This window comes from Klebsiella sp. C360, assembly GCF_048822415.1.
Taxonomy (GTDB): Bacteria; Pseudomonadota; Gammaproteobacteria; order Enterobacterales; family Enterobacteriaceae; genus Klebsiella; species Klebsiella quasipneumoniae.
Genome location: NZ_JBMEZZ010000001.1, coordinates 1 through 23,361, shown reverse-complemented (window position 1 = coordinate 23,361; position 23,361 = coordinate 1). Strand labels below are relative to the sequence as shown.

General features: G+C 61.5%; 20 protein-coding genes and 1 pseudogene. 13 read left to right on the top strand and 8 right to left on the bottom strand.

From position 1 onward, the window contains the following. Positions 1–49 precede the first annotated feature (49 nt). The 6 genes from ACOI7D_RS00105 to ACOI7D_RS00080 form a co-directional block, all read right to left on the bottom strand. Positions 50–724 (bottom strand): O-methyltransferase, encoded by a 675-nt coding sequence (locus ACOI7D_RS00105; protein WP_109547414.1) that lies wholly within the window; start codon positions 722–724, stop codon positions 50–52. After that, positions 725–2,104 (bottom strand): efflux transporter outer membrane subunit, encoded by a 1,380-nt coding sequence (locus tag ACOI7D_RS00100; RefSeq protein ID WP_065805697.1) that lies wholly within the window; start codon positions 2,102–2,104, stop codon positions 725–727. It lies immediately after the preceding gene. Beyond that, positions 2,101–3,186, bottom strand: coding sequence for an HlyD family secretion protein (locus tag ACOI7D_RS00095; RefSeq protein WP_109547413.1), 1,086 nt, complete (start codon positions 3,184–3,186; stop codon positions 2,101–2,103). Before ACOI7D_RS00095 ends, ACOI7D_RS00100 begins: the two co-directional genes overlap by 4 nt. A gap of 28 nt (positions 3,187–3,214) precedes the next feature. After that, positions 3,215–4,867: an MFS transporter gene (locus ACOI7D_RS00090; protein WP_109547412.1), complete on the bottom strand. Its 1,653-nt coding sequence runs from the start codon at positions 4,865–4,867 to the stop codon at positions 3,215–3,217. Beyond that, positions 4,867–5,298, bottom strand: a complete 432-nt coding sequence (locus tag ACOI7D_RS00085) for a MarR family winged helix-turn-helix transcriptional regulator (protein WP_023289469.1) — start codon at positions 5,296–5,298, stop codon at positions 4,867–4,869. The genes ACOI7D_RS00090 and ACOI7D_RS00085 overlap by 1 nt, the downstream gene beginning before the upstream one ends. A gap of 133 nt (positions 5,299–5,431) precedes the next feature. After that, complete coding sequence (locus ACOI7D_RS00080; RefSeq protein WP_023289470.1) at positions 5,432–6,346, bottom strand: LysR family transcriptional regulator; 915 nt, start codon at positions 6,344–6,346, stop codon at positions 5,432–5,434. 100 nt (positions 6,347–6,446) lie between these two features. Here ACOI7D_RS00080 and ACOI7D_RS00075 point away from each other — a divergent pair, with 100 nt between their 5' ends. From ACOI7D_RS00075 to ACOI7D_RS00045, 7 genes are read left to right on the top strand one after another with little or no spacing between them, the layout of a single operon-like run. Then, positions 6,447–7,445, top strand: a complete 999-nt coding sequence (locus tag ACOI7D_RS00075; RefSeq protein WP_023289471.1) for an aldo/keto reductase — start codon at positions 6,447–6,449, stop codon at positions 7,443–7,445. 49 nt (positions 7,446–7,494) lie between these two features. Beyond that, the gene (locus ACOI7D_RS00070; protein ID WP_109547411.1) at positions 7,495–8,682 is read left to right on the top strand and encodes an MFS transporter; all 1,188 of its coding nucleotides are present in this window, start codon (positions 7,495–7,497) and stop codon (positions 8,680–8,682) included. Next, complete coding sequence (locus tag ACOI7D_RS00065; RefSeq protein WP_109547410.1) at positions 8,679–9,743, top strand: aldo/keto reductase; 1,065 nt, start codon at positions 8,679–8,681, stop codon at positions 9,741–9,743. Before ACOI7D_RS00070 ends, ACOI7D_RS00065 begins: the two co-directional genes overlap by 4 nt. A gap of 60 nt (positions 9,744–9,803) precedes the next feature. Beyond that, on the top strand, positions 9,804–11,288 hold the full coding sequence (locus tag ACOI7D_RS00060; protein ID WP_087827646.1) for an FAD-dependent oxidoreductase: 1,485 nt from the start codon (positions 9,804–9,806) through the stop codon (positions 11,286–11,288). Between the two features lie 2 nt (positions 11,289–11,290). Beyond that, on the top strand, positions 11,291–12,496 hold the full coding sequence (locus ACOI7D_RS00055) for an acetyl-CoA C-acyltransferase (RefSeq protein ID WP_109547409.1): 1,206 nt from the start codon (positions 11,291–11,293) through the stop codon (positions 12,494–12,496). 13 nt (positions 12,497–12,509) lie between these two features. After that, positions 12,510–13,295, top strand: a complete 786-nt coding sequence (locus ACOI7D_RS00050; protein WP_023289476.1) for an AfsA-related hotdog domain-containing protein — start codon at positions 12,510–12,512, stop codon at positions 13,293–13,295. Then, positions 13,276–13,929, top strand: a complete 654-nt coding sequence (locus tag ACOI7D_RS00045) for an HAD family hydrolase (RefSeq protein WP_048297416.1) — start codon at positions 13,276–13,278, stop codon at positions 13,927–13,929. The genes ACOI7D_RS00050 and ACOI7D_RS00045 overlap by 20 nt, the downstream gene beginning before the upstream one ends. A gap of 62 nt (positions 13,930–13,991) precedes the next feature. On the opposite strand, the gene ACOI7D_RS00040 is transcribed toward ACOI7D_RS00045, so the two are convergent. Beyond that, positions 13,992–15,266, bottom strand: a complete 1,275-nt coding sequence (locus tag ACOI7D_RS00040; protein WP_032452671.1) for a Glu/Leu/Phe/Val family dehydrogenase — start codon at positions 15,264–15,266, stop codon at positions 13,992–13,994. Between the two features lie 211 nt (positions 15,267–15,477). Next, positions 15,478–15,624, bottom strand: a pseudogene (locus ACOI7D_RS00035) (hypothetical protein). A 169-nt stretch (positions 15,625–15,793) separates the two neighbouring features. Here ACOI7D_RS00035 and ACOI7D_RS00030 point away from each other — a divergent pair. From ACOI7D_RS00030 to ACOI7D_RS00005, 6 genes are read left to right on the top strand one after another with little or no spacing between them, the layout of a single operon-like run. After that, positions 15,794–16,999 carry a bifunctional succinylornithine transaminase/acetylornithine transaminase gene (locus ACOI7D_RS00030; protein WP_023289479.1) on the top strand — a complete coding sequence of 402 codons (1,206 nt, stop codon included), beginning with the start codon at positions 15,794–15,796 and terminating at the stop codon, positions 16,997–16,999. 18 nt (positions 17,000–17,017) lie between these two features. Further along, the gene (astA, locus tag ACOI7D_RS00025) at positions 17,018–18,040 is read left to right on the top strand and encodes an arginine N-succinyltransferase (RefSeq protein ID WP_162543128.1); all 1,023 of its coding nucleotides are present in this window, start codon (positions 17,018–17,020) and stop codon (positions 18,038–18,040) included. Then, a complete protein-coding gene (gene astD, locus ACOI7D_RS00020) occupies positions 18,031–19,497 on the top strand; it encodes a succinylglutamate-semialdehyde dehydrogenase (protein ID WP_023289481.1) in 1,467 nt (488 codons plus the stop codon). Before astA ends, astD begins: the two co-directional genes overlap by 10 nt. A gap of 21 nt (positions 19,498–19,518) precedes the next feature. Next, entirely contained in the window at positions 19,519–20,859 is a 1,341-nt protein-coding gene (gene astB, locus ACOI7D_RS00015) for an N-succinylarginine dihydrolase (protein ID WP_050534162.1), read from the top strand. Between the two features lie 10 nt (positions 20,860–20,869). Continuing rightward, the gene (astE, locus tag ACOI7D_RS00010; RefSeq protein WP_109547407.1) at positions 20,870–21,865 is read left to right on the top strand and encodes a succinylglutamate desuccinylase; all 996 of its coding nucleotides are present in this window, start codon (positions 20,870–20,872) and stop codon (positions 21,863–21,865) included. 9 nt (positions 21,866–21,874) lie between these two features. Next, a complete protein-coding gene (locus ACOI7D_RS00005; protein WP_032452677.1) occupies positions 21,875–23,305 on the top strand; it encodes an amino acid permease in 1,431 nt (476 codons plus the stop codon). Positions 23,306–23,361: the final 56 nt, after the last annotated feature.

Below are 23,361 nucleotides of genomic sequence, written 5' to 3'. Positions count from 1 at the left end.
GTCCCCGGTGGCGCTGCGCTTACCGGGGCGACGGGCCAGGCGTCCACGCTTAAGCGTTGACCCACGCCAGGGTAAAGCCGTCCCAGCCTTTCGTGCCCACGGTTTGCAGCGCCGTTGCCGTCAACCGTGGCTCGGCGCCCATCATCTCAATGAACTGACGCACGCCCTGAACGCGCTCGTCGGCGCTCTGTGGGTTGACCACTTCGCCGTCGCGTACCACGTTATCGCCAATAATTAAGGTTCCCGGGCGGGAATAACGCAGCGCCCAGCGCAGATAATGGGGGTTATTCGGCTTATCGGCATCGATGAAGATCAGGTCGAAAGCGGGACATTCGCCAAGCGCCTCCAGGGACTGTAGCGCGGGCCCCTCCCGCAGCGTGACCCGCTGGTTAACACCCGCCAGCTGCAGATTCTCCCGCGCCACGCGGGCATGATGCGCGTCGGCCTCCAGGGTGAGGAGTTGGCCGTCGGCAGGAAGCTCGCGCGCCATCCAGATGGTGCTATAGCCGCCGAGGGTGCCGATCTCCAGGATCCGCTTAGCCTGGGTAAGCCGTACCAGCAGGGCGAGAAACTGACCCTGATTGGCGGCGACATCGTGTGCCGGGAGCCCGGCACGATGGTTGTTTTCCAGTACCCGATCGAGCACAGGATCGCTGGGAATTAAGGCCTCAATCAAATAATTGTCTACTGCAGACCACTGTTGTTGCATATGACGCTTCCCCATTTAGCTCCCTGATGAGTCAGACCAGCCGCCTCCCAGCGCCCGGTATAGATCGATCTGCGCCAGCAGCAGGTTATTCTTCACCTGTACCACGCTAAGCTGGGTGGAGAACAGCGTTCGCTGGGCATCAAGCACATCCAGATACGAAGAGTAGCCGTTACGGTAGCGGTTCTGCGCAATGCGCAATGTTTCTTCCGCCACCGCCTCCTGCCCCTGCAGTTCGGTCAGCTGTTCGCCGTAGCGGCTAATGGCGTCCAGGCTGTCATTGACCTCTTTAAACGCGCCGCGCACCGTTTTCTCATAGCTGTACAGCGCCTGGTTGCGCTGGGCCATCGAGACATCCACCTGGGCATTTAACGCCTGGCGGTTAAGCAGCGGCGCCAGGATGCTACCGCCAATGCTCCAGAGTCGCAGCGGGTTGTCCAGCAGATCCGGCAGCGTCCGGTCCTGCAGGCTGCCGGTGGCGGTCAGGTTGATAGACGGCAGCAGCTGCGCCTGGGACGAGGCCAGGGTGGCATCGGCGGCGACCAGCTGACGCTGGGCCTGTACGATATCCGGGCGGCGGTTGAGCAAGGTGGACGGCAGCTGCGAGGGCAGACGCAGCGGGGTGAGCCCGGCGAATTCGCCGCGTTTTATCGCGCCGGGGTTATCCCCCAGCAGCACGCTGAGGGCGTTTTCCTGCTGCGCAATCTGGTGCTGCAGCGGCGGGAGCTGCGCCCGCGTGGAGCGCAGCTCCGAATCCGCCTGCATCAGCTCAAGGCGCGAGGTATACCCGGTTTCATACTGACGTTTGGCCAGGCGCCAGGCGTCTTCCCGCGCCTGGAGCGTCTGCTGCGTGACCCGCAGTTGCTCATCCAGCGACAGCAGCGTCACGTAGCCCACGGCCACCGAGGCGGCGACGCTCAAATTGGCCGCGTCGGCAGCGGCTTTCTGCGCCTCGAGGCTGGCCCCGGCGGCGCTGGCCGCGCTGCGGTTCGCGCCCCAGATATCGACATCATAGCTGGCGGTCAGGCCGCCTTTATACACCGTACTGTGGATCGGCAGGCCGGTGGCGGCGGACTGCGCGCGGGCGCGGGTGCCGGTCAGGCTGGCATCCAGCGAGGGGAAAAGACTGCTGTCGGCGGCATACGCCCGCGCCTGATACTCATTCACCCGCTCGCGGGCGATCAGCACATCGCTGTTATAGCGCAGCGCCCGGTCGACATACTGATTCAGCGCGCTGTCATGAAAATTACGCCACCATACGCCTTCCACCGGGCTGGCAGGGCCAACGTCGGCCCGCCAGGCGGCAGGGATGGCGAGCGTCGGCTGGGCGCGCTGCACATCGGCGGACTGACAGCCGACCAGCGCCAGGACGATGGCAAGGGTGACCGGGCGGATCATGGCTGCTTCTCCGCGCGGGTATCAATGGTCACCTGCACCGACATGCCGGGGCGCAGGCGCTCGCTGTTGCGTTGCCCCTCGTTAACCGTGATGCGCACCGGGATGCGCTGGGCGATCTTGACGAAGTTGCCGGTGGCGTTGTCCGGCGAAATGGCGCTGAACTCCACCCCGGTCGCCGGGGAGATACTCTGCACCTTGCCGTGGAAGGTCTCGCCGTTGAGCGCGTCAACGGTGAAGGTAACCGGCTGGCCGATACGCACATCGGCCAGCTGGGTCTCTTTCAGGTTGGCGATCACCCAGTGCTGCGGCGGCACCAGCGAAGTCAGATGGGTTCCGGCGCTGACGTAAGCGCCAAGACGCACCGAAATCTGCCCCAGCTGGCCGCCGGTGGGGGCGATGATCTGCGTATTCTGCAGGTCAATCTGCGCCAGCTCGAGGGCGGCTTTGGCGCTGGCCACGTCGGCCTCCAGTGAATCGCGATTGACGATGGTCGATTCGCGGTCCTGGCGCGACATCTCCAGCGCCGCTTTCGCCTGTTCAATATCCGCTGCCCCCTGGGCGGCGCTGGCGCGGGCGGAATCCCGCTCGCGGATCGACAGCGATCCATCGGCGGTCAGCTCCTGCACCCGTTTTAAATCAGCCTGGATTTTCAGATTCTGCGCGCGGGCGTTCTGCAGCGCGGCTTCATTTTTGGCGATCGTCACCTCGGCGCTTTTGCGCTGCTGCAGGTTGTTGCGCAGCGCCGCCTCCTTCATCGCCAGGGTGGCCTGGGCCTGGTGCACCCGCTGCTTATAGATGCGATCGTCTATCTGGAACAGTACCTCGCCCGGCTGAACGATGGCGAAATCCTTGACGTTGACGGCAGTGATGTAGCCGTTGACCTGCGGACTGATAAAGGTGGTCTGCCCGCGCACGTAGGCGTTGTCGGTAAACTGGCTATGGCGGGTGAATGGCGGCAGTTGCCAGGCATAGAGGATCACCAGTACGCCGACGAGGCCTATCGCCGCGGCGGTAAAAATGGAGACCACGCGAATGTTGTTCCGGGTGTTGGCCTGTTGTTTGGCCGCATCCTGCTGACTCATAACGACTCCAGAGATGAAATGATGATAATTATTTGCTGCCGGTGGCGCGTTTTAAGGCGATACGGGCGGTCAGTCGTAAGCGAATTAAGCGCCAGAAAACCCACACTAACGTCCCGGCGGAGATCGCCGCCGTCAGCAGATAGGTGTCATTCCAGGCGAGAATATTGGCCTGCAGCGTCGCGGCGTTTTGCAGCAGGGTGGTGGACTGGACGTTAAGCAGCGTGCTGTCGCCGATCTGGCTCTGGTACATCTGGCTGTACTGCTGCAGCCGCTCGACGATCAGCGGGTTCAGGGTGGTGATCTGGTCCGCCAGCTGGCTGGAGTGAAATTTCTCCCGCCAGGTCTGGAAGGTGCCGAGTATCGCCGACCCCAACAGACCGCCGATGTTCTGGCTCATGCCGAACAGCACCGAGAAGCTCACCAGGTTGCGCGGATCGGCGAACACCCCGCCAATGCCGGCGAGCATCGCCGGCGCCAGAAAGAAGGCGCTGCCGAAGCCAAGCAAAAACTGGCTGAACATCAGCTGTTCCGGACGGGTGAGGGCGTTGGACTGGCTGTCGAGCAGCGAGGCCACCATGATCAGCGCCAGGGCGGTGGCGGTCGGCCAGTAGAGCTTCTGCGGGTTAAGCGTCAGGCAGCTGGCGATGATCCCGCACAGAATGCCGGCGAAAATTGACCACGCAAGGTTGGTCATCTGTTCGTTTTGCAGGCCAACGTACTGCAGCCAGCCGATCACCCCGGTATTCTGCTCCGCCAGCACGATGCGGATCAGCAGCATAATCAGACCGAGGCGCAGGATACTGCCGCTGGAGAGCCATTTGGTATTGAGCAGAGGATTGCTGCGGTTATGCTCAAAGGCGATGGCGGCGACGATCAGCACCACCGCCGCGGCCAGCGACCAGCCGATCCACGGCGCTTCGAACCACCACTCGAGCCGCCCCAGCGAGAGCACCGCGCAGACCAGCGCCATGCCGGGGGCCAGCAGGAAGAAGGTAATAAAATCCTTCTTCTCGAACACCTTTTTACGATCGCTCGGCGGCAGCTTCAGGGCGATGACGCAGGCCAGCGACACCAGCGCCAGCCCCAGCTCAAAGAAGTAGAGCCCGCGCCATTCATCGATCTGCAGCAGCTCGGTGGAAAAGAGGCGCGCCAGCGGAATGGCCAGCGACGAGCCGGTGATACCGATAGTCAGCCCTTTCAGGCGGTGGCGTGCGGGCCAGGCCTGCACCTGATAGTAGATCCCCAGCGAGCTGAGCGCCGCGGCCACCATGCCGTGGGCGGCGCGGACCATCATCGCCGAGCTGAGATCGTTGACGAACAGGTGGAAGAAGGTGACCAGCACATAGAGCACCAGAAAGCCTTCGGTAAAGGCGCGCAGCCCGAACTGCTGACGAAATTTCACCAGCAGCAGGTTAATGGAGACGTTGGTCATGACATACACCGCCGGTAGCCAGGCGATCTCCGTCGACCAGGCGGCGAAGGTGCCCTGCAGCAGCTGCAGATTGGCGGTGACCACCGCGTTGCCCAGCGCGCCGGTGAGGCACACCAGCAGTCCGACCACCCCGTAGGCCAGGCGCTTCGCCGGGCTGTGCAGCGGCGTCGATGGCGAGCCGAGCAGGGCCGGTTTTTCATGCGGCGCCCAGTCATGAGGGACGTAGGGGTTACTCTGGCGACGGGGCATTATTTCTTCTCCACTTCGCGCAACAGCTTTTCCAGCACCCGCTGAGTTTGTTCCCGCTCCTGCGGCGTGATCGCCGTTAGGATCTCTTCACGCAGATCGTCCGCCACCGTTTTGACCTGCTCGAAGAGGGCCTGCCCCTGGTCGGTGACCACCAGCAGCCGCTTGCGTTTATCGCGGTCGGTGGTGACGCGCTCCACCAGGCCGAGGGCCACCAGGCGGTTGATCAGCGGCACAATGGTCGGGCTCTCCACTCCCAGCTCCTGCGCCAGTTCGCTTTGCGACAGCGGCTGGTGGTGGCGGGCGATGGCGGCGACCGCCACCCAGCTGGCCTGGCTGAGACCGAGGTTTTTCAGCCGACGATTAACCGCCAGCCGCCAGTGATGGGCGGTCAGATATAAAAGATGGGAGAAGTTAAGCTGTCGATGGTCCATAGGTCGTCTGCAAAATCGTTAGAGCTCTAACGAGTTTATGTCTGACAACCGGCGGAATTCAAGGGAAAGGATAAAAAAGGGTTAACGGTGTGTGCGTTTATTGTGGCGACAGGAGGATACCCCCTCAGGCCATTTACTCATGGAGGATGCTCTTATTCTGCGCCATCACCCAGGTGATAAAAGCGCGCAGGGGCGCGGGAATATGTTTGCGACTCGGATAGTAGACGCAGAAATGATCCGCCGGGTAGCGGTAGCTGGGTAATAAGCGGACCAGACTGCCGGCGTTCAGTTGCGCGGACACCAGCGACTGATAGACAAAGGCGATCCCCAGTCCGCTCTCCGCCGCCTGGATCATCGCCGTATCGGAATCGACGACCAGATCGCCCTTGACGGCGACTTCGCCTGGCTCGCCGTCGGGGCTGATAAATTCCCACCGGTACTTTTCGCCGCTGGGAAAACAGCGGTTGATGCAGCGGAAATTGACCAGCGACTGCGGGGTGTCGGGCGCTCCGGCCTCGTGGAGATAGTCCGGGCTGGCCACCGGGATCAGCGACAGCTTCTCGCCAAAGGGGATGGCAATCATATCTTTGGGCACGTCCCGGGAATAGCGAATGCCAGCGTCAAAACCGGACTCGATAATATTCACTTTCCGATCGGTGGTAAACAGCTCCAGCGTCACGTCAGGATAGGCGGTTTTAAAAGCAATAAAATAGCGCTGAAAGAAAAGGTCGAGAACAATGCGCGGTAAATTGACTTTCACCACCCCTTCCGGGGTCAGACGGTGATAATTCAGACTGTCGACCACCCGGCGATAATCATTCACCACCGGCGTCATATTATTAAGAAATTCCTCACCCACCGCGGTTAAAGACAAACTGCGCGTCGAGCGATTGAGCAGGCGCACGCCTAATTTTTCTTCCAGATGATTAATAGCGCTGGTGAGGGCCGGCGGTGAAAGATTTAATGCTCTGGCAGCTTGCCGAAAACTGCCATGTTTCACTATGAGTATTAATATTTCAATTTGTTGCAAATCAGGCAACGTTTTCATTGTTAATTTCCAGCTAACACCGCGTTCGGAATAGATTAATTGTTATCAATGTAAAAGGGAAGTATATATTTAATAACATTCAGTACGTAAGGAAAATAAGGTGAAAACACGTTATCTCGGAAAAGAGAAGTTCCAGGTTTCCGCATTGGGTCTCGGGTGTATGGGAATGAGTTTCGCCTATGGCGGCGCTGAGGAGTCGCAGGCGATTAATACCATCCATGCCGCAGTGGACATGGGGGTGACCTTCCTGGATTCCGCCGAAGTGTATGGGCCTTTTGACAATGAAGTCCTTGTTGGGAAAGCGATTAAAGGCATCCGCGATAAGGTGCAGATTGCCACCAAATTTGGCTTTCGTATTCTGCCGACCGGCCAGGGGCTGGAGCGGATGGCCGGCGTCGACAGCCGTCCGGAACATATTCGCGAGGCGGTGGAAGGGTCGCTGAAGCGGCTGAATATTGAGACCATCGATCTGCTCTATCAGCACCGCGTCGATCCTGCGGTGCCGGTGGAAGAGGTGGTGGGCACCATGGCCGACCTGGTCAAAGAGGGTAAAATTCGCCATATCGGGCTGTCAGAAGTGTCAGCCCAGACGTTGCGCCGGGCCTGCAAGGTGCATCCGATCGCCGCGGTGCAGACGGAATACTCGCTATGGACCCGTGAGCCGGAGGGCGGCATCCTCAAGGCCTGCCGCGAGCTGGGCGTGGGCTTTGTCCCTTACAGTCCGCTGGGCCGCGGCTTCCTGACGGGCCAGATCACCGACCCCGGCGTCTTCGCAGCCGATGATTTTCGTCGCAATCTGCCGCGCTTCCAGGCAGAAACCATGCGCAAAAACCAGCAACTGCTCGACCGTCTGCAGCAGGTCGCCAGCCGCTACGAGGCCACCCTGGCGCAGATGGCCCTCGCCTGGGTGATGAGCAAAGGGGAAGATATCGTGCCGATCCCCGGGGCGCGAAAAATGAACCATCTGCGCGATAATGCCGCTGCGGCCGATATTATGCTCTCCCCTGAGGATATTCTCGCCATCGATCATATTTTCGCTCCCGAAAACGTCGCCGGATTACGCTATAACCAGGGCGACTTTAATTTAATCGATAAATAATCTCCTGAATACGCTCCTCCCGCCGGTCTGGCGGGAGATAAGGTAACTTATGACTATTGCTGTTTCCCGTCCGGCGGGATTGCCTGCGGCGGTGTATGCGCTTTCCGTGGGTTCATTTGGTATTGGCACCACCGAATTTGTGATTATGGGTTTATTACTCGATGTGGCCCATGACTTTCATATATCCATTACGCTCGCCGCCTGGTCTATTACCGCTTACGCCTGTGGGGTGGTGATTGGCGCGCCGCTGCTTACGCCGCTATTAAGCCGTTATCGCAAAAAACCTGCGCTGTTATTTTTAATGATCTTATTTTCCATTGGAAATTTAGGCTGTGCGATCGCCGGTAATATGACCATGCTAATTATTGCCCGGGTAATAACTGCGTTCGCTCACGCCTCGTTCTTCGGAATAAGCTCGGTCTATGCCGCGGAGCTGGCGCCGGTGGATAAACGGGCTTCGGCGGTCTCCGCCGTGTTTCTCGGCGCCACCCTGGCCAATATTCTGGGCGTGCCGCTCGGCGCCTGGGTGGGGCAGTACCTTGGCTGGCGCTATACCTTCTATATGGTCACGCTGATCGGCATTCTCACCGCCCTGGCGGTGATCGCCCTGGTGCCTGGCCGTCAGGCGCAGCCGTCGGCCCGGAGCCGGATCCGCGATGAGCTGAAGGTGCTCCGTCATCCCGCGGTGCTGCGCAGCCTGCTGATCACCGCCCTCGGGTTCTCCGGCGTCTTCGCCGCCTTCACCTACATCGCGCCGATGCTGAAAACCGTCACCGGGATGAGCGACCACCTTATTCCGCCGGTGCTGATGCTGTTCGGCGTCGGGATGGTCGCCGGGAATCATCTTGGCGGCCGACTGACCGACGGCGGCGTCCGCCGGGCGCTGCTGCTAACTCTCGCCTTGCTGAGCGTCGTCCTGTGTCTTTTTCCGTGGGCGATTCAGACGCTGCCCGGCGCCTGCGCGGCGGTGTTTCTGCTGGGGGCGGCGATGTTCTCCACCATTCCGCCGCTGCAGATGCAGGCGCTGGACAGCAGTGAGAGCGGCAAAAGCATGGTCTCTTCGTGCAATATCGCCGCCTTTAACCTCGGCAATGCCGGCGGCGCCTGGTTTGGCGGGCTGCTGCTCGCCTCCGGCGTTTCTCTCTCTCACATTCCTCTGGCCGGTGCTTGCCTGACCGCCAGTGGATGGGTTATCGCTAGTGTGACGTTGTCACCTTTAAAAGGAAGTCAAGCATGAAGTATCGATATTTAGGTTCCACCGGGCTGTCGGTTTCGGAGCTCTGTTTTGGCGCCATGACGTTTGGCGAGAAAGGGGCCTTTCTCGGCGCGCCGGGGCGCAACTGGTCGGAATTCGGCGTGGTGCCTGAGCAGACGGCCTACGATCTGGTGTACAAAGCGCTGGACGCCGGGATTAACTTTTTTGATACCGCGGACTGTTATAAGAACGGCCAGGGCGAAGAGCTGCTCGGCAACGCGCTGAAGGGAAAACGCCAGCAGGTGATTATCGGCACCAAAGGACGCTGGCAAACCGACCCCAACCCGAACGCGCTGGGGGCGTCGCGCTACCATATCATCAATGCCGTCGAGGCCAGCCTGCAGCGGCTGAAGACCGATTATATCGATATCTATCACCTTCACGGGTTCGATCCGCGCACCGCGCTGGAGGATACCCTGCGCACGCTGGATACGCTGATCCGCGCCGGGAAAATTCGCTATATCGGGGTCTCCAACTACGCGGCCTGGCAGCTGGCGAAGGCGCTGGGGATCTCGGAGCGCCTTGGGCTGGAGAAATTCTGCGTCTATCAGGGCTATTACAATATCGCCGCGCGTGAAATGGAGCATGAGATTATCCCGCTCAGCGTCGATCAGAACGTCGGCATCACCGTCTGGAGCCCGCTGGCCGGGGGCTTTCTCACCGGTAAATACCCACGCAATCAGGCGTTTCCCGAGGGCAGTCGCCTGGCGAACGCCACGCCGTTCGAATCCGCGCCGATCGCCAACCGCGAGCAGGCCTGGCAGACCCTGGAGGTGATGCAGGAGATTGCCCGCCAGCGCAACGCCAGCGTCGCGCAGGTGGCGCTCAACTGGCTGCGTACCCGTCCGGGGATCGCTTCGCTGGTGATCGGCGCGACCAAACTGGCCCAGCTGGAGGATAACCTGGCGGCGCTGAACTGGACGCTGAGCGACGAGGAGACGGCGATCCTCAACAGCGTGAGCGAGAAAGAGAAACCATACCCCTACTGGCATATCTGCAATGTCGCCGGCGATCGTCGTCTGGCCGATGATATCTATCCCTAATCACCCTACACCCAGGCAACAAGCGTATGCCCCGCACGGGGCATACAGAGAGGCTCGATCGTGAAAAAAGTACTCATTGTTGGCGCCGGCCCGGTAGGGTTAATCATTGGCTGCTATCTGAATAAGTATGGAATTGATTTTGATATCATTGATAAAAATACCCACAGCACCACCTGGTCCAAAGCGCTGAGCGTCAGTCCGGCGACCATTAAAGCCTTCCACGGCTTAGGCCTTGCCGGGGAACTGATCGCCCAGGGAAAGCAGGTTCAGTCAGTCTACGCTTACTATAAAAACCGCAAATTTCTGCATATCGATAACCGCCGACTCGCCACTTGCTACCCCTTCCATGTCAGTATCCCGCAGCCGCGGACGGAGAAGATCCTCGAAACGGCGTTGGCCGACGCCGGGCGGGAGGTCAAACGTGGGCACCAGCTGGTCTCCTGGCGCCGGGAGGGGGAACGCTATCACGTCTCCCTGCTCGACGATGCCCGCCGGGCCTGTTCCGCCGCTTATGACTATATTATCGGCGCCGACGGCGCGGCCAGCACCGTCCGCGAGCTGGCCGGGATCGGCTTTAGCGGTCATGACTATCCGCTGCATTTTGTGATGGCGGACGTGCAATTCGACCGCGCGGCGGCGCTCCCGGGAACCTCCTACCATATTGATGAGCAGGGCTTTTTGATTTTCCTGCCCATGCCGGACAATCAGGTCAGGATCGTGATTAAAAAAGCCGGGCGCCTGCCGACGCCGCGTCCGGTGCCGGACCTGCAGGAGATCAACGCCGCGCTGGCGCGCTACTGCCCTCAGGTGCCGCCGGCGCAGACGCTCACCTGGTCTTCCAGCGCCAATTTCTATAACCGCATCGCCGATGACAATCTGCAGCATCATATTATGCTGGCGGGAGATGCCTTCCACCTGTTCAGTCCCATTGGCGGGCAGGGGATGAACACCGGCGTCCAGGATGCGGTGAACCTCGCCTGGAAGCTGGCTTTCTATCTGCACGGCGTGGCCACTGACCGACTGCCGGCGTCCTATCGCGCCGAGCGCTTCGCGGCGGTGAGCGGTGTACTGCGCTCCACCGATCGCGATACCGGCCTGATTGCCGGTCTGGTGCCGAGAAATCATATCGACGGGGTCTACTTTCCGGAGTTTTGCAACCGTCACTACTATCGTCACCAGCTGCCGCTGCAGTACGCCGGCTTCACCGCGACGCAGGCGCAGCACCCGGACGGCCTGGCAGGGCACCATGTTCCCTGGTACGTTTTTGCCTCGCCGCAGGCGATGTTTCGCAACAGCTATGACGTCTTCGCCAGCGGTAAGGTGGTGATCTTTTCCGCCCGCGCCGCTTGTCCTCCTATGTCCCGCCTGAAGCAGGCCGGCTGGTTTATATTCTGCCCCCTCGAACCGGCGGACGAGGCGTTTCTCGAAGCGCTACAGATCGGCCCCGATGACTATGCGGTGGTCAATCCCGATGGCTATGTGGGCTTTACCGGCAGCGAAGCCGGGACACGGCAGTATCTTTCCTCGCTCTACGTAATGGAATAATCATGAACAAAGTCTATATCGTCGCGGCCTGCCGTACGCCGGTGGGGCGCTTTCTTGGCGCCCTGAAAACGGTCTCCGCGGTGGAGCTGGCCGCGCTCACCGTCAGGCACAACCTGCAGCAGGCCGGCATTGACCCGGCGTGGATCGATGAGGTGATCTGCGGCTGCGTCCTTGCCGCCGGGCAGGGGATGGGACCGTCGCGTCAGGTTGCGCTGCTGGCGGGGATCCCGGTGCAAAAGCCGGCTTACACCCTGAATATGATCTGCGGTAGCGGCATGAAAAGCCTGACCGAAGGGGCGATCCATATCCAGAGCGGTTATGCCGACCTGGTGGTCGCCGGCGGAATGGAAAATATGAGTCAGGCGCCGTTTTTGCTGCGGGGAGAGATAAGGGGCGGGATGAAATTCGGCGCGTTCAGCAGTGAGGATGTGATCCAGCGCGACGGATTAACCGATCCGCTGCTGCAGATCCCGATGGGGGAAACGGCGGAGGCCATCGCCGCGCAGGAGCAGATCTCGCGCGCGGCGCAGGACCAGTATGCCCTGGAGAGCCATCACAAAGCCTCCGCCGCCAGCCGCGCCGGCTATTTTGCCGATGAGATGGTGCCGGTGACGGTCAGCGCGAAGCGGGGCGTCAGCACGGTCCGCGAGGATGAGCCGATCCGCCATGATCTTAGCGCCGAGCAGCTGGCGGCGCTGAAACCGGCCTTTCGCGCCGACGGCAGCGTCACGGCGGGCAATGCCTCCGGGCTGAACGATGGCGCCGCGTCGGTGATCCTCGCGTCGGCGCGCGCTGTTGCCCGCTATGGCCTGCAGCCGCTGGCGGAGATTGTCTCCTTTGGCGAGGGCGGCGTCGACCCGTCCATGATGGGGCTTGGCCCGCTGCCGGCGATAGCGTGCGCCCTGCGCCGCGGGCGTTTTCAGCTCAGCGATATGGCCCGGCTGGAGATCAACGAAGCCTTTGCCGCGCAGGTGCTGGGGGTGGTCAAGGGACTGGCCAGAGCGCATCAGATGACGGAGGAGGAGATTGCTTCCCGGCTGAACGTCCACGGCGGCGCGATCGCCCTCGGCCACCCGCTGGGCAGTTCCGGGACGCGGATTGTGGTCAGCCTGGTGCACGCGCTGCGCCGGGAGAATCAACCGACCGGCCTGGCGTCGCTGTGCATCGGCGGCGGGATGGGGATTGCGTTACTGGTGAAAACGATCTGAGGAGACAAGCGCCATGGAAAAATTAATTGTGGTGGGTGAGAAATTTACCGATTTTGCCCGGCGGCATGAGAATGTGCTGACGGTGAATGAGTTTGAGCGGTTTGTCTGGAGCGGCGAGCTGGCCGGGGTCGATAAAATCGTTATCGGTCAGGGGGTACAGCTCGACGACATCTCCCGCACCATCTGCATTATTCGTCAGCACTATCCGGACACAATGCGCCAGATCGTCAATCTGCAGGATCTCTATTATCAAAACAATCGCGATCATCAGCGGCTGGTACATAAACGTAAAAAAGCGAATATCCTCATCACCTCGCCGGAAAAACGCGATGAGGATAGCTATTGCGCGCGCCTGATCCTGCAGGATGCCTCGGAGCTGCTCTGCGACCACCAGACCGGGCAACATATTCAGGGGATGGTGCTGATCGAGGCGGCGCGGCAGACCATCATCGCCACCACGGAAAAATTCCTGCTGGCGGAGGCCGGCGTGGCGATGGCGGAGAAGTACTTTACCCTGAGCTCGCTGCAGGTGGCCTTTTCCTGCTTTGTTTTTCCGCTGCCGGTGACCATCGTCCTCAACGTGGTGTCGCGCAAAAGTTCAGCCCATGGCCGCTTCACCTGTGAATGCTCGGTGGGGTTTGACCAGACCGGCACCCGCAAAGCGGAAGTTGGCTTTAGCTTCAGCGTCTATGACCTTAACTACATCACTCGCAAAGAGTGCGAGCAGGCGGCGCAGTGCCATCAACATTATCTGGTCAGTATTGAGCAGGGGGACGGGGATGAGCATCGCCTTTTTTGATGTGGATGAAACGCTGATTACCGGCAAAAGTATGTTCCTGTTTCTGCACCGCTATGCCGCGGAATATCCGCTGCAGTGCGGTTTGACGGCCGCGGCGATTGTCCGGCAGCTGCAGGCACTCAGCGAAGCGGGTCAGCCGCGGGAGGCGATCAACCGCTACTATTACTCGCTGTTTCGCCACGAGTCGCGCCCCCGGGTGCGGGCGGTCGCCGAGCGCCTGTATCGCGAAGGCGGATATGGTTTTCACCGCGAGGTGGCGGCGCGCCTCAGGCAGCACCAGGCGCGGGGGGATGACGTGGTGTTTGTCTCCGGGTCGATGACCGACATTCTCTGGCCGGCGATGGCGGCGCTGGGGGTGGAGCATGCCCTGTGCTCAGAGCCGGTCGTGGTGGATGACCGCTATACCGGCGAGCTCTGGCGGACCGCCATCGGCGAACACAAGGCGGCGCATGCCCAATGCTATGCGCAGGAACAGGGCCAGCCGCTGGCGGCATGCTACGCCTTCGGCGATCATATCTCGGATCTGCCGCTGCTCGCCGCGGTCGGCCACCCCTGCGCGGTGAATCCCTCTCCGGGGCTGCTGGCGGAGGCGCAGCGTCGGGGATGGCCAGTGCTGTGGTCCACCGGCGGCTGACGGCGCGACGGCAAAAAAAAGGGGCGGCGCAATGCCACCCCTGATTCACTTCCTGACGGGGATCAGCCCGGGTAGATGCCGCGGTCTTTACGCGCCATCAGGATGCGCTCGCAGGCCACGATATAGGCGGCGGTACGCAGGGTACATTCTTTCTCGGCCGCTTTATCGCAGACGTGAATAATGGCGTCGGTCATGATGCGGTCCATCTTAGCGTTGATCTCCTCTTCGCTCCAGAAGAAGCTGGCCATGTCCTGCACCCACTCAAAGTAGCTGACGGTCACCCCGCCGGCGTTGCAGATAACGTCCGGCACTACGATCACCCCGCGCTCGGCCAGCACATCGTCCGCTTCCGGATAGGTTGGGCCGTTAGCCCCTTCCAGCACCAGTTTGCAGCTCAGCTTCTCAGCGCGCTCGCGGGTGATTTGCCCTTCCAGCGCCGCCGGGATCAGGATGTCCATCGGGGTGGTCCAGAACGCCTCTTTATCGATCTCCTGGGCGCCCGGGAAACCGGCGATCTGCTTTTTCTCCGCCTGCCAGGCGGTGAGGGCGGTCATATCAATCCCGCCTTCGTTGTACAGGGTGGCGGTGTGATCCTGAATGACCACTACGCGGGCGCCGACGCCGGCGAACAGGCGCGCCGCTTCGCTACCGACGTTACCAAAGCCCTGCAGCGCCACTTTAGCGCCTTCAATTTCGATGCCGGCGCGACGGGCCACTTCCCGGCCGGTGACGAACACGCCGCGTCCGGTGGCTTTTTCACGACCGAGGGAGCCGCCGAGGTGGATCGGCTTGCCGGTGACCACGCCGGTGATGGTGGTGCCATGGTTCATGGAGTAGGTGTCCATCATCCACGCCATCACTTTGCCGTTGGTGCCAACGTCCGGCGCCGGAATATCTTTCTGCGGCCCGATGATAATGCCGATTTCGCTGGTATAGCGGCGAGTCAGGCGTTCCAGTTCACCTTCCGACAGCGAGAAGGGGTCGACGCGGATGCCGCCTTTGGCCCCGCCGTAAGGAATATTGACCGCGGCGCACTTAATGGTCATCCAGGCAGAAAGTGCCATGACTTCGTTAAGATCAACATCCGGATGGTAGCGAACACCACCTTTACCCGGCCCACGCGAAAGATTGTGCTGAACGCGATAGCCCTCGAAGTGGCGAATGGTGCCGTCGTCCATCTGCACAGGGATGTCGACGATCAGCGCACGCTTCGGATGGCGCAGGGTTTCCACCCAGTAGGCAAGATCGCCAAGATAAGGCGCGACACGGTCGATCTGGCGCAGGTAGGTGGTCCATGGAGATGTACTACTTTCAGATGCGTAAGATAACTTTTCCATAAGAGTCCTGTTTCTCAGTGTTATTTATGTCGTGTAAAACCGTGGAATAGCTACAGCAGTAAACTCTGTGCAATGAATGGTATCACCAATTTTATAAAGCGGTATTTGACGGCAATTCCGATTTTTAAATTTTTGTTAGAAATTTTATTTTTTAGTGAATAACTACGCACGAGAACCACCCGCAAGCTGTGCATTTTAATTCACTTTTTATTCACTTAAGTGCATAAGAAAATATTTTTTCTATGTTTTTCATTATCTTGATGATCTTCAAAAAGTGAATAAATTGCGTTTCCCCATATTGACAATCTTATTGTTCACAGGCCAGCATTAGCCCACACAACAACATGGCGTTAACCATGAATTAACAAATACCCGTAAAAATAATAGGGCTTAAGTTTTCTGTGGTGAATATTTTTACCATCGCAGCGGGCGCGCTCGTGCCCAAAATAAGCCGAGGGTCAGGGTTAATGTCGATTGTCCAACGCGGCGGGAGCGTTTTCCGTCGTCTTACGTTCCGGAGATGAATGATGTCAGGCAGTATGACTCGCGAAGATTTTGACGCTTACCTGGTTCCCTGTTTTGCCCCCGCGCCGTTTATTCCGGTGAGGGCGGCGGGCTCCCGCGTCTGGGACCAGCAGGGGAAAGAGTATATCGATATGGCCGGCGGCATCGCAGTGAACGCCCTCGGCCATGCCCACCCGGCGCTGGCTGAGGCCCTGCAGGGTCAGCTGGCGAAACTGTGGCATATCGGCAATGGCTATACCAACGAACCGGTGCTGCAGCTGGCGAAAACCCTGGTGCAGTCCACCTTTGCCGACAAGGTGTTCTTCTGCAACTCCGGCGCTGAAGCGAACGAGGCGGCCCTTAAGCTGGCGCGGAAATATGCCCACGATAAGTTCGGCGGTGAAAAAAGCGAAATCATCGCCTTCAACCACGCCTTCCATGGCCGCACGCTGTTCACCGTCTCCGTCGGCGGCCAGCCGAAATATTCCAGCGATTATGCGCCGCTGCCGCAGGGCATTACCCATCTACCCTATAACGATATCGAGGCGGTCACCGCGGCGATCTCCTCACGTACCTGCGCGGTGATCGTCGAGCCGATTATCGGCGAAGGCGGGGTGATCCCGGCGGACCCGGCGTTCCTCCAGGCGCTGCGCGCCCTCTGCGATCGCCATCACGCCACCCTGATATTCGATGAGGTGCAGACCGGCGCCGGGCGTACCGGCCATCTCTACGCCTACCAGCATTACAACGTCGTCCCGGATATCCTCACCAGCGCCAAAGGGCTGGGGGGCGGCTTCCCGATCGGCGCGATGCTGGCGAAAGAGGCCTGGGCGCAGGTCTTCCAGCCAGGCACCCATGGCACCACCTTCGGCGGTAACCCGCTGGCGGCGACCGTCGCCAACGCCGTGCTGGCCCATCTGGATGCGCCGCTGCTGGCGGGGGTCGGCGAGCGCCATGCGCTGATCGTCGACCAGCTGAATGCCCTCTCTGCCCGCTACGATGCGTTCAGCGCCGTGCGCGGCGCCGGTCTGCTGATCGGCGCCGAGCTGGCCGGACCGCTGCGCGGGAAGGCCAAAACCCTGACCAACCTGGCGGCGGAAGAGGGGGTGATCGCCCTGATTGCCGGTCCGGACGTGCTGCGCTTCGCGCCGGCGCTCAATATCCCGCTGGCGGATATTGCGCAAGCCTTCGTGCGCCTTGATCGCGCCGTTGCCCGCTTAACCCGCTAACCGGGAGGACGGCCTGTGATGCTATTTCGTCCCGTAAGGGAAAACGATCTTGACGACATCGTCCGCCTTGCCGCGCGGGCGGGGGTCGGCATGACCTCTTTACCCCATGATGCCGGGCGCCTGGCCGCCCGGATACACCGCAGCATTGACACCTTCGCCGGCGCGCTGCCGCGCGGCCAGCAAGGCTTTCTGTTTGTGCTGGAAGACACCGCGCTGGAGCGGGTGGTGGGGGTCAGCGCCATTGAGGTGGCGGTGGGCCTGGACGAGCCGTTTTACAATTTTCGCATTCAGAAAACGGTCCGCGCCTCGAAAGCGCTGGGAGTCTATAAGCCTCAGGAGCTGCTCAATCTGAGCTATGACCACACCGGTCACAGCGAGCTGTGTACGCTGTTTCTCGACCCCGGGTATCAGCGCAACCGCAACGGTCTGCTGCTCTCCAAGGCGCGGTTTTTGTTTATCGCCGCCTTCCGCGAGTGGTTTTCGCCGCACCTGTTTGCCGAACTGCGCGGCTGCAGCGATGAGCAAGGGCAGTCGCCGTTCTGGGATGCCCTGGGCCATCACTTCTTCGAGATCCCGTTCGCCGATGCCGACCGGCTGACCGGCACCGGCATGAAAACCTTTATTGCCGAGCTGATGCCGGCGTACCCGATCTATATCTCGCTGCTGCCGGAGAATGCCCGTCAGGTCATCGGTCAGGTGCATCCCAACACCGCCCCGGCGCGGGCGATCCTCGAGAAAGAGGGGTTCAGCTGGCGCGGCTCGGTGGATATTTTCGATGCCGGTCCGGTGCTGGAGGCGGAGACCGATCAGATCCGCGCCGTGCGCGACTGCCAGTGCCTGCCGGCTCAGCAGCTGACGGGCACGCTGTCGGCGCCGACGCTGGTCGCCAACGGTCAGTTCGACAATTTTCGGGCGCTGCTGGTGGCCCACGAAGAGCAGGTCTCACTGGACGCCGCCGCGCTGGATGCGCTGCAGGTCACTGAAACCGACCGCGTTTACACGGTAACCCTGAACCCAGAGGAAAACAGATCATGGCGGTAAAAGCACAGTTCATAGCCGGGCAGTGGCAGCCGGGCAGCGGCGCTACGATGAGTAAACTGGCCCCGGAGGATCAATCTCTGCTGTGGCAGGCGGCCAGCGCGGGGGCCGACGACGTCCAGGCGGCCTGCGCCGCGGCGCGGGCGGCGTTTTATCCCTGGTCGCACCGCCCGCTGGCCGAGCGTATTGACGTCGTCCAGCGTTTCGCCGCGCTGCTGGAGACGCACAAAGAGGCGCTGGCGACCCTGATTTCCCGGGAGACCAGCAAGCCGCTGTGGGAGACCCGCACCGAAGTGCAGGCGATGATCGGCAAAGCCGCCATCTCCGTCGAGGCCTATCACCAGCGGACAGGCTTTCACGAGTCGACGCTGCCGGACGGTAAAGCGCAGCTGCGCCACAAGCCGCACGGCGTGATGGCGGTCTTCGGTCCCTACAACTTCCCGGGCCATCTGCCCAACGGGCATATCATTCCGGCGCTGATCGCCGGTAACACCGTGGTGTTTAAACCCAGCGAGCTGACGCCGGCCACTGCGGAACTGACGGTCCAGCTGTGGCAGCAGGCGGGCGTCCCCGACGGGGTGATTAACCTGCTGCAGGGCGGGAAAGCCACCGGCCAGGCGCTGCTGGAAAACCGCGATATCGACGGCGTGCTGTTCACCGGCAGCGCGGCGGCGGGTTTCCATTTCCATCGCTACTTCGGCGGTCAGCCGGAGAAGATGCTGGCCCTCGAGATGGGCGGCAACAACGCGCTGATCGTGGCCGACGTGGCCGATGTCGATGCGGCGCTGCATGTGATTATCCAGTCGGCGTTTATCTCCGCCGGACAGCGCTGCACCTGCGCGCGCCGGCTGATCGTTCAGCGCGGCGAGCAGGGGGATGCGCTGCTGCGGCGACTGGTGGAGGCCAGCGCGCAGATCCGCGCCGGGAAATGGGATGACCAGCCGGCGCCGTTTATGGGCGGGGTGATTTCCCTTGAGGCGGCGCAGAACATGCTGGCGGCGCAGCAGAAACTGGAGGCGCTCGGCGGCAAGGTGCTGCTGCGTATGCGCCAGCCTGACCCGCACTCCACGGTGCTGACCCCGGGGATCGTCGACGTCACCGGTATCGAGGTGCCGGATGAAGAGTACTTTGGTCCGCTGCTGACGGTTATCCGTTACGACGACTTCCCGGAGGCGATTCGCCTCGCCAACCAGACTCGCTATGGCCTGGCTGTGGGGCTGATCTCCCGCGATGCGGCGCAGTTTGACCAGCTGGCGGACGAGGCGCGAGCCGGGATCGTCAACTGGAACAAGCCGCTGACCGGCGCTTCCAGTAAAGCGCCGTTTGGCGGGGTGGGCGCCTCCGGCAACCACCGGGCGGCAGCGTGGTACGCCGCCGATTACTGTGCCTGGCCGATGGCCTCTCTGGTCAGCGACACGCTGACGCTTCCGGCGAACGTATCGCCGGGCCTGCCATTCTGATAACGGATCCTGTGAGGACATATGTCTGGTTTTGAAGCTAACTTTGATGGCCTGGTCGGCCCGACGCACCACTACGCCGGACTCTCCGTCGGCAATGAAGCCTCGCAAAATAACCGCGATGGTCTCTCTAACCCTAAAAAGGCCGCGCTGCAGGGGCTGTATAAAATGAAAGCCCTGGCCGATCGCGGATTCGTGCAGGGGATCCTGCCGCCGCAGCCGCGGCCGAACCTGCGCCTGCTGCGCGACCTGGGATTCGAGGGCAGCGATGAGCAGGTCATCCGCCAGGCGGCCCAGGCGGCGCCGCAGCTGCTCTCCGCCTTCAGCTCCGCCTCGTCGATGTGGACCGCCAACGCGGCGACCGTTTCGCCGTCGGCGGACAGCGCCGATGGCAAAGTCCATTTCACTGTCGCCAACCTGAACAATAAGCTGCACCGCATGCAGGAGGCGCCCATCACCTCGGCGATCCTGCGCGCCACCTTCGCCGATCCGCGCTTCTTCGCCCACCACGCGGCGCTGCCGCAGCATGGCGACCTCGGCGACGAAGGGGCGGCCAACCATAACCGCTTCTGCCGGGAGTACGATCGTCAGGGCGTGCAGCTGTTTGTCTACGGTCGACGCGCCAGCGGCGGCATCGCCCCGGTGAAGTATCCGGCGCGGCAGACCCTGGAGGCCAGCGAAGCGGTGGCCCGTCTGCACCAGCTGGATCCGCGCTATACGGTGTTTGCCCAGCAGGCGCCGCAGGCTATCGATCGCGGCGTGTTTCATAACGACGTTATCGCGGTCAGCAATCGCCATGTGCTGTTCCACCATCAGCAGGCGTTTGTCGATCAGTCGACAGTATTGGCGACGCTGCGGGCAAAAAGCGACCGTCTCGATATCCCGTTTACCAGCGTGGAAGTGCCGGACGAGCGGGTGTCGCTCGATGACGCCGTGGCCTCCTATCTGTTCAACAGCCAACTGCTGAGCAAACCCGACGGCAAGATGCTGATCGTGGTGCCAGAGGAGTGCCGGCAGCGGGAAAACGTCTGGCGCTACCTGGGCGACCTGGCGGCTGACAGCGCCTCGCCGATCGATGAAGTGGCTGTTTTTGACCTGCGGGAAAGCATGCGCAACGGCGGCGGCCCGGCCTGCCTGCGGCTGCGGGTGGTGCTCAACGAGGCGGAGCGCGACGCGGTCAACGCCCACAGCCTGATGAACGACGAGCGTTATCAGCAGCTGACGGCGTGGGTGGAAAAACACTACCGTGACCGGCTGCACGCCCGCGATCTGGCGGACCCGCAGCTGCTGCGCGAGGTTTATCAGGCGCTGGATGAGCTGACGCAGATCCTGCGTCTGGGCCCTGTCTATGATTTTCAGCGTTAAGGAGCGGCAGATGGAGCATCTGGTTAACGATTTACTGCACTGCCGCCTGCAGGGGTGGACCTTTCCGGCGGACATCGAGGCCCGCTGGCTGGGCGAGGGCATCCTGCAGCTGCTGCCGTCCACGCCGTGGCGTCAGGCGACGATCCTCTCCGCTGGCGTCCATGGCAATGAGACCGCGCCGACCGAGCTGCTGCTGCAGCTGACCCACGATCTGAGCCAGGGGCGGCAGCCGCTCACCCAGGCGCTGCTGATCGTCTTTGGTAACCTGCCGGCGATCCGCGCCGCGCGTCGCTATCTGCACAACGACCTCAATCGCCTGTTCGGCGGTCGCCATCTGGCGGTCTCCCCGGGCAATGAGTCGCGGCGGGCTTTTGCCCTCGAGCAGGCGGTGCAGGCCTTCTATCGCGCCGCCGACGCGGCGGGGCCGGTCAGCCGCAGTCATCTCGATATGCATACCGCCATTCGCGGGTCGCTGTATCGCCAGTTTGCGCTGCTCCCGGCCCACGCGGAGGATTTTTCGCCCGACTTCTACCAGCTGCTGCAGACCAGCGGGATGGACGCCATCGTGCGCCATACCGAAGCGGGCGGCACCTTCACTCATTTCACCTGCGAAAAGTTCGCCGCGCAAAGCGCCACCCTTGAGCTGGGAAAAGTGATGCCGTTCGGCGCCAACGATCTCAGCCTGTTCGCCGCCGCCGACGCGGCGATCCGGGCCTGGATTTCTGACGCGCCGCTGCCCCCGCGCGACAAAGCGCCGGTGGATTACTTCCTGGTCGAGGAGAGCATCATCAAGCGCGAAGGGGAATTTACGCTCAATCTGGCGGCCAACGTCGAGAACTTCACCGCGCTCCCGGCAGGGTATGAGATCGCCCGCCAGACAGAGAAACGGTGGGTGGTGCAGGCCCGGGCCCCCTATATCCTCTTTCCCAATGCCGGGGTCGCCACCGGCCAGCGCGCCGGGCTGCTGCTCCGCGCCGCGGCGCTTCGCCTCCCGCAACCAGCCTGAGGAAACACCATGACTGAACATCAACATCAGGCGCCATCTGCCGCCGGAGGTGAAGGCGCGTCACAGCTTAAGCGCGGACTTGGCGCCCGCCATATCCAGATGATCGCCCTCGGCGGCGCCATCGGCACCGGGCTGTTTATGGGGGCGGGGCGCAACATCGCCGTCGCCGGCACCTCGATTCTGGTTATCTATGTGCTGGTCGGGTTCTTTACCTATATGGTGATGCGGGCGATGGGGGAGCTGCTGCTCACCCGCCATGACTACCGCTCGTTTGCCGACTTTGTCGGCGAGTATCTCGGACCGCAGGCCAGCTTTTATCTCGGCTGGACCTACTGGCTGAGCTGGGTGGTGACCTGTATCGCCGACGTGGTGGTGTGCGGGAGCTATATGCAGTACTGGTTCCCCGAGCTGTCGGCGTGGATGCCGGCCCTCAGCATGCTGGCTATCCTGTTCCTGCTCAACCTGCTGTCGGTGAAGATGTTTGGCGAGGCGGAGTTCTGGTTCGCCCTGATCAAGGTGATCACCATTATCGCCCTGATCGCCACCGGCGGCTGGATGATTGCCACCGGCTGGACCTCTCCGGACGGCGTGACGGCTTCTCTGAGCCATCTCACCGACCCGACGGCCTTTATGCCTCACGGTATCACCGGCTTTTTCGCCGGCTTCCAGATAGCGATCTTCTCCTTTACCGGCATCGAACTGCTGGGGACGATGACGGCGGAGACCCGCGATCCACAGCGCATTTTGCCCAAGGCGATCAATGCCCTGCCGCTGCGGATTATCATCTTCTATCTGCTGTCGATGGTGGTGATCATCGCTGTCGCCTCCTGGCCGGGAGTGTCGGCGGAGACCAGCCCCTTCGTAACGCTGTTTGCCAAAGCCGGGCTGCCCGCGGCGGCGGCGGTGATTAACTTCGTGGCGCTGACCTCGGCGATGTCCTCGGCCAACAGCGGGGTCTTCTCCAGCACCCGCATGCTGTACGGCCTGTCGGTGGAGAAGCATGCGCACTGGCAGTTCCGTATTCTGTCGCGCAGCACCCGTATCCCGGTGCGCAGCCTGCTGTTTTCCTGCTTCTGTATGCTGATCGGTACGCTGCTGCTGTTCCTGGTGCCGAATGTGATGACCCTGTTTACCATCGTCTCGACCCTGGCGGCGATTATGGTGGTGTTCAGCTGGGGGATGATCCTCGTGGCGTATCTGGTTTATCGCCGTCAGCGTCCGGACCTGCACGCCGGTTCGATCTTTAAGATGCCCTTTGGCGTGGCGATGAGCTGGGTGAGCCTGCTGTTCTTCGCGTTCGCCATCTTCATCATGATCTTTGACCCGGACACGCTGCTGGCGCTGCTGGCTTCTCCGCTGTGGTTTATCGCGCTGTGGGCCTTCTGGAAGCTGAAGCAGCGGCGCGAGGGGCAGCTTCAGCTGGACAATCAGAGCGCCTGACACCCGCCGGCCCTGGCGGCCGGCTACAACTCGTCTTAGCCGTTGTTCTCGTTTGT

Coding starts and splice junctions, on each gene's coding strand:
- ACOI7D_RS00105 (WP_109547414.1), bottom strand. CDS start 724: ATGGGGAAGCGTCATATGCAACAACAGTGGTCTGCAGTAGACAATTAT.
- ACOI7D_RS00100 (WP_065805697.1), bottom strand. CDS start 2,104: ATGATCCGCCCGGTCACCCTTGCCATCGTCCTGGCGCTGGTCGGCTGT.
- ACOI7D_RS00095 (WP_109547413.1), bottom strand. CDS start 3,186: ATGAGTCAGCAGGATGCGGCCAAACAACAGGCCAACACCCGGAACAAC.
- ACOI7D_RS00090 (WP_109547412.1), bottom strand. CDS start 4,867: ATGCCCCGTCGCCAGAGTAACCCCTACGTCCCTCATGACTGGGCGCCG.
- ACOI7D_RS00085 (WP_023289469.1), bottom strand. CDS start 5,298: ATGGACCATCGACAGCTTAACTTCTCCCATCTTTTATATCTGACCGCC.
- ACOI7D_RS00080 (WP_023289470.1), bottom strand. CDS start 6,346: ATGAAAACGTTGCCTGATTTGCAACAAATTGAAATATTAATACTCATA.
- ACOI7D_RS00070 (WP_109547411.1), top strand. CDS start 7,495: ATGACTATTGCTGTTTCCCGTCCGGCGGGATTGCCTGCGGCGGTGTAT.
- ACOI7D_RS00065 (WP_109547410.1), top strand. CDS start 8,679: ATGAAGTATCGATATTTAGGTTCCACCGGGCTGTCGGTTTCGGAGCTC.
- ACOI7D_RS00055 (WP_109547409.1), top strand. CDS start 11,291: ATGAACAAAGTCTATATCGTCGCGGCCTGCCGTACGCCGGTGGGGCGC.
- ACOI7D_RS00050 (WP_023289476.1), top strand. CDS start 12,510: ATGGAAAAATTAATTGTGGTGGGTGAGAAATTTACCGATTTTGCCCGG.
- ACOI7D_RS00045 (WP_048297416.1), top strand. CDS start 13,276: ATGAGCATCGCCTTTTTTGATGTGGATGAAACGCTGATTACCGGCAAA.
- ACOI7D_RS00040 (WP_032452671.1), bottom strand. CDS start 15,266: ATGGAAAAGTTATCTTACGCATCTGAAAGTAGTACATCTCCATGGACC.
- ACOI7D_RS00030 (WP_023289479.1), top strand. CDS start 15,794: ATGTCAGGCAGTATGACTCGCGAAGATTTTGACGCTTACCTGGTTCCC.
- astA (WP_162543128.1), top strand. CDS start 17,018: ATGCTATTTCGTCCCGTAAGGGAAAACGATCTTGACGACATCGTCCGC.
- astD (WP_023289481.1), top strand. CDS start 18,031: ATGGCGGTAAAAGCACAGTTCATAGCCGGGCAGTGGCAGCCGGGCAGC.
- astB (WP_050534162.1), top strand. CDS start 19,519: ATGTCTGGTTTTGAAGCTAACTTTGATGGCCTGGTCGGCCCGACGCAC.
- astE (WP_109547407.1), top strand. CDS start 20,870: ATGGAGCATCTGGTTAACGATTTACTGCACTGCCGCCTGCAGGGGTGG.
- ACOI7D_RS00005 (WP_032452677.1), top strand. CDS start 21,875: ATGACTGAACATCAACATCAGGCGCCATCTGCCGCCGGAGGTGAAGGC.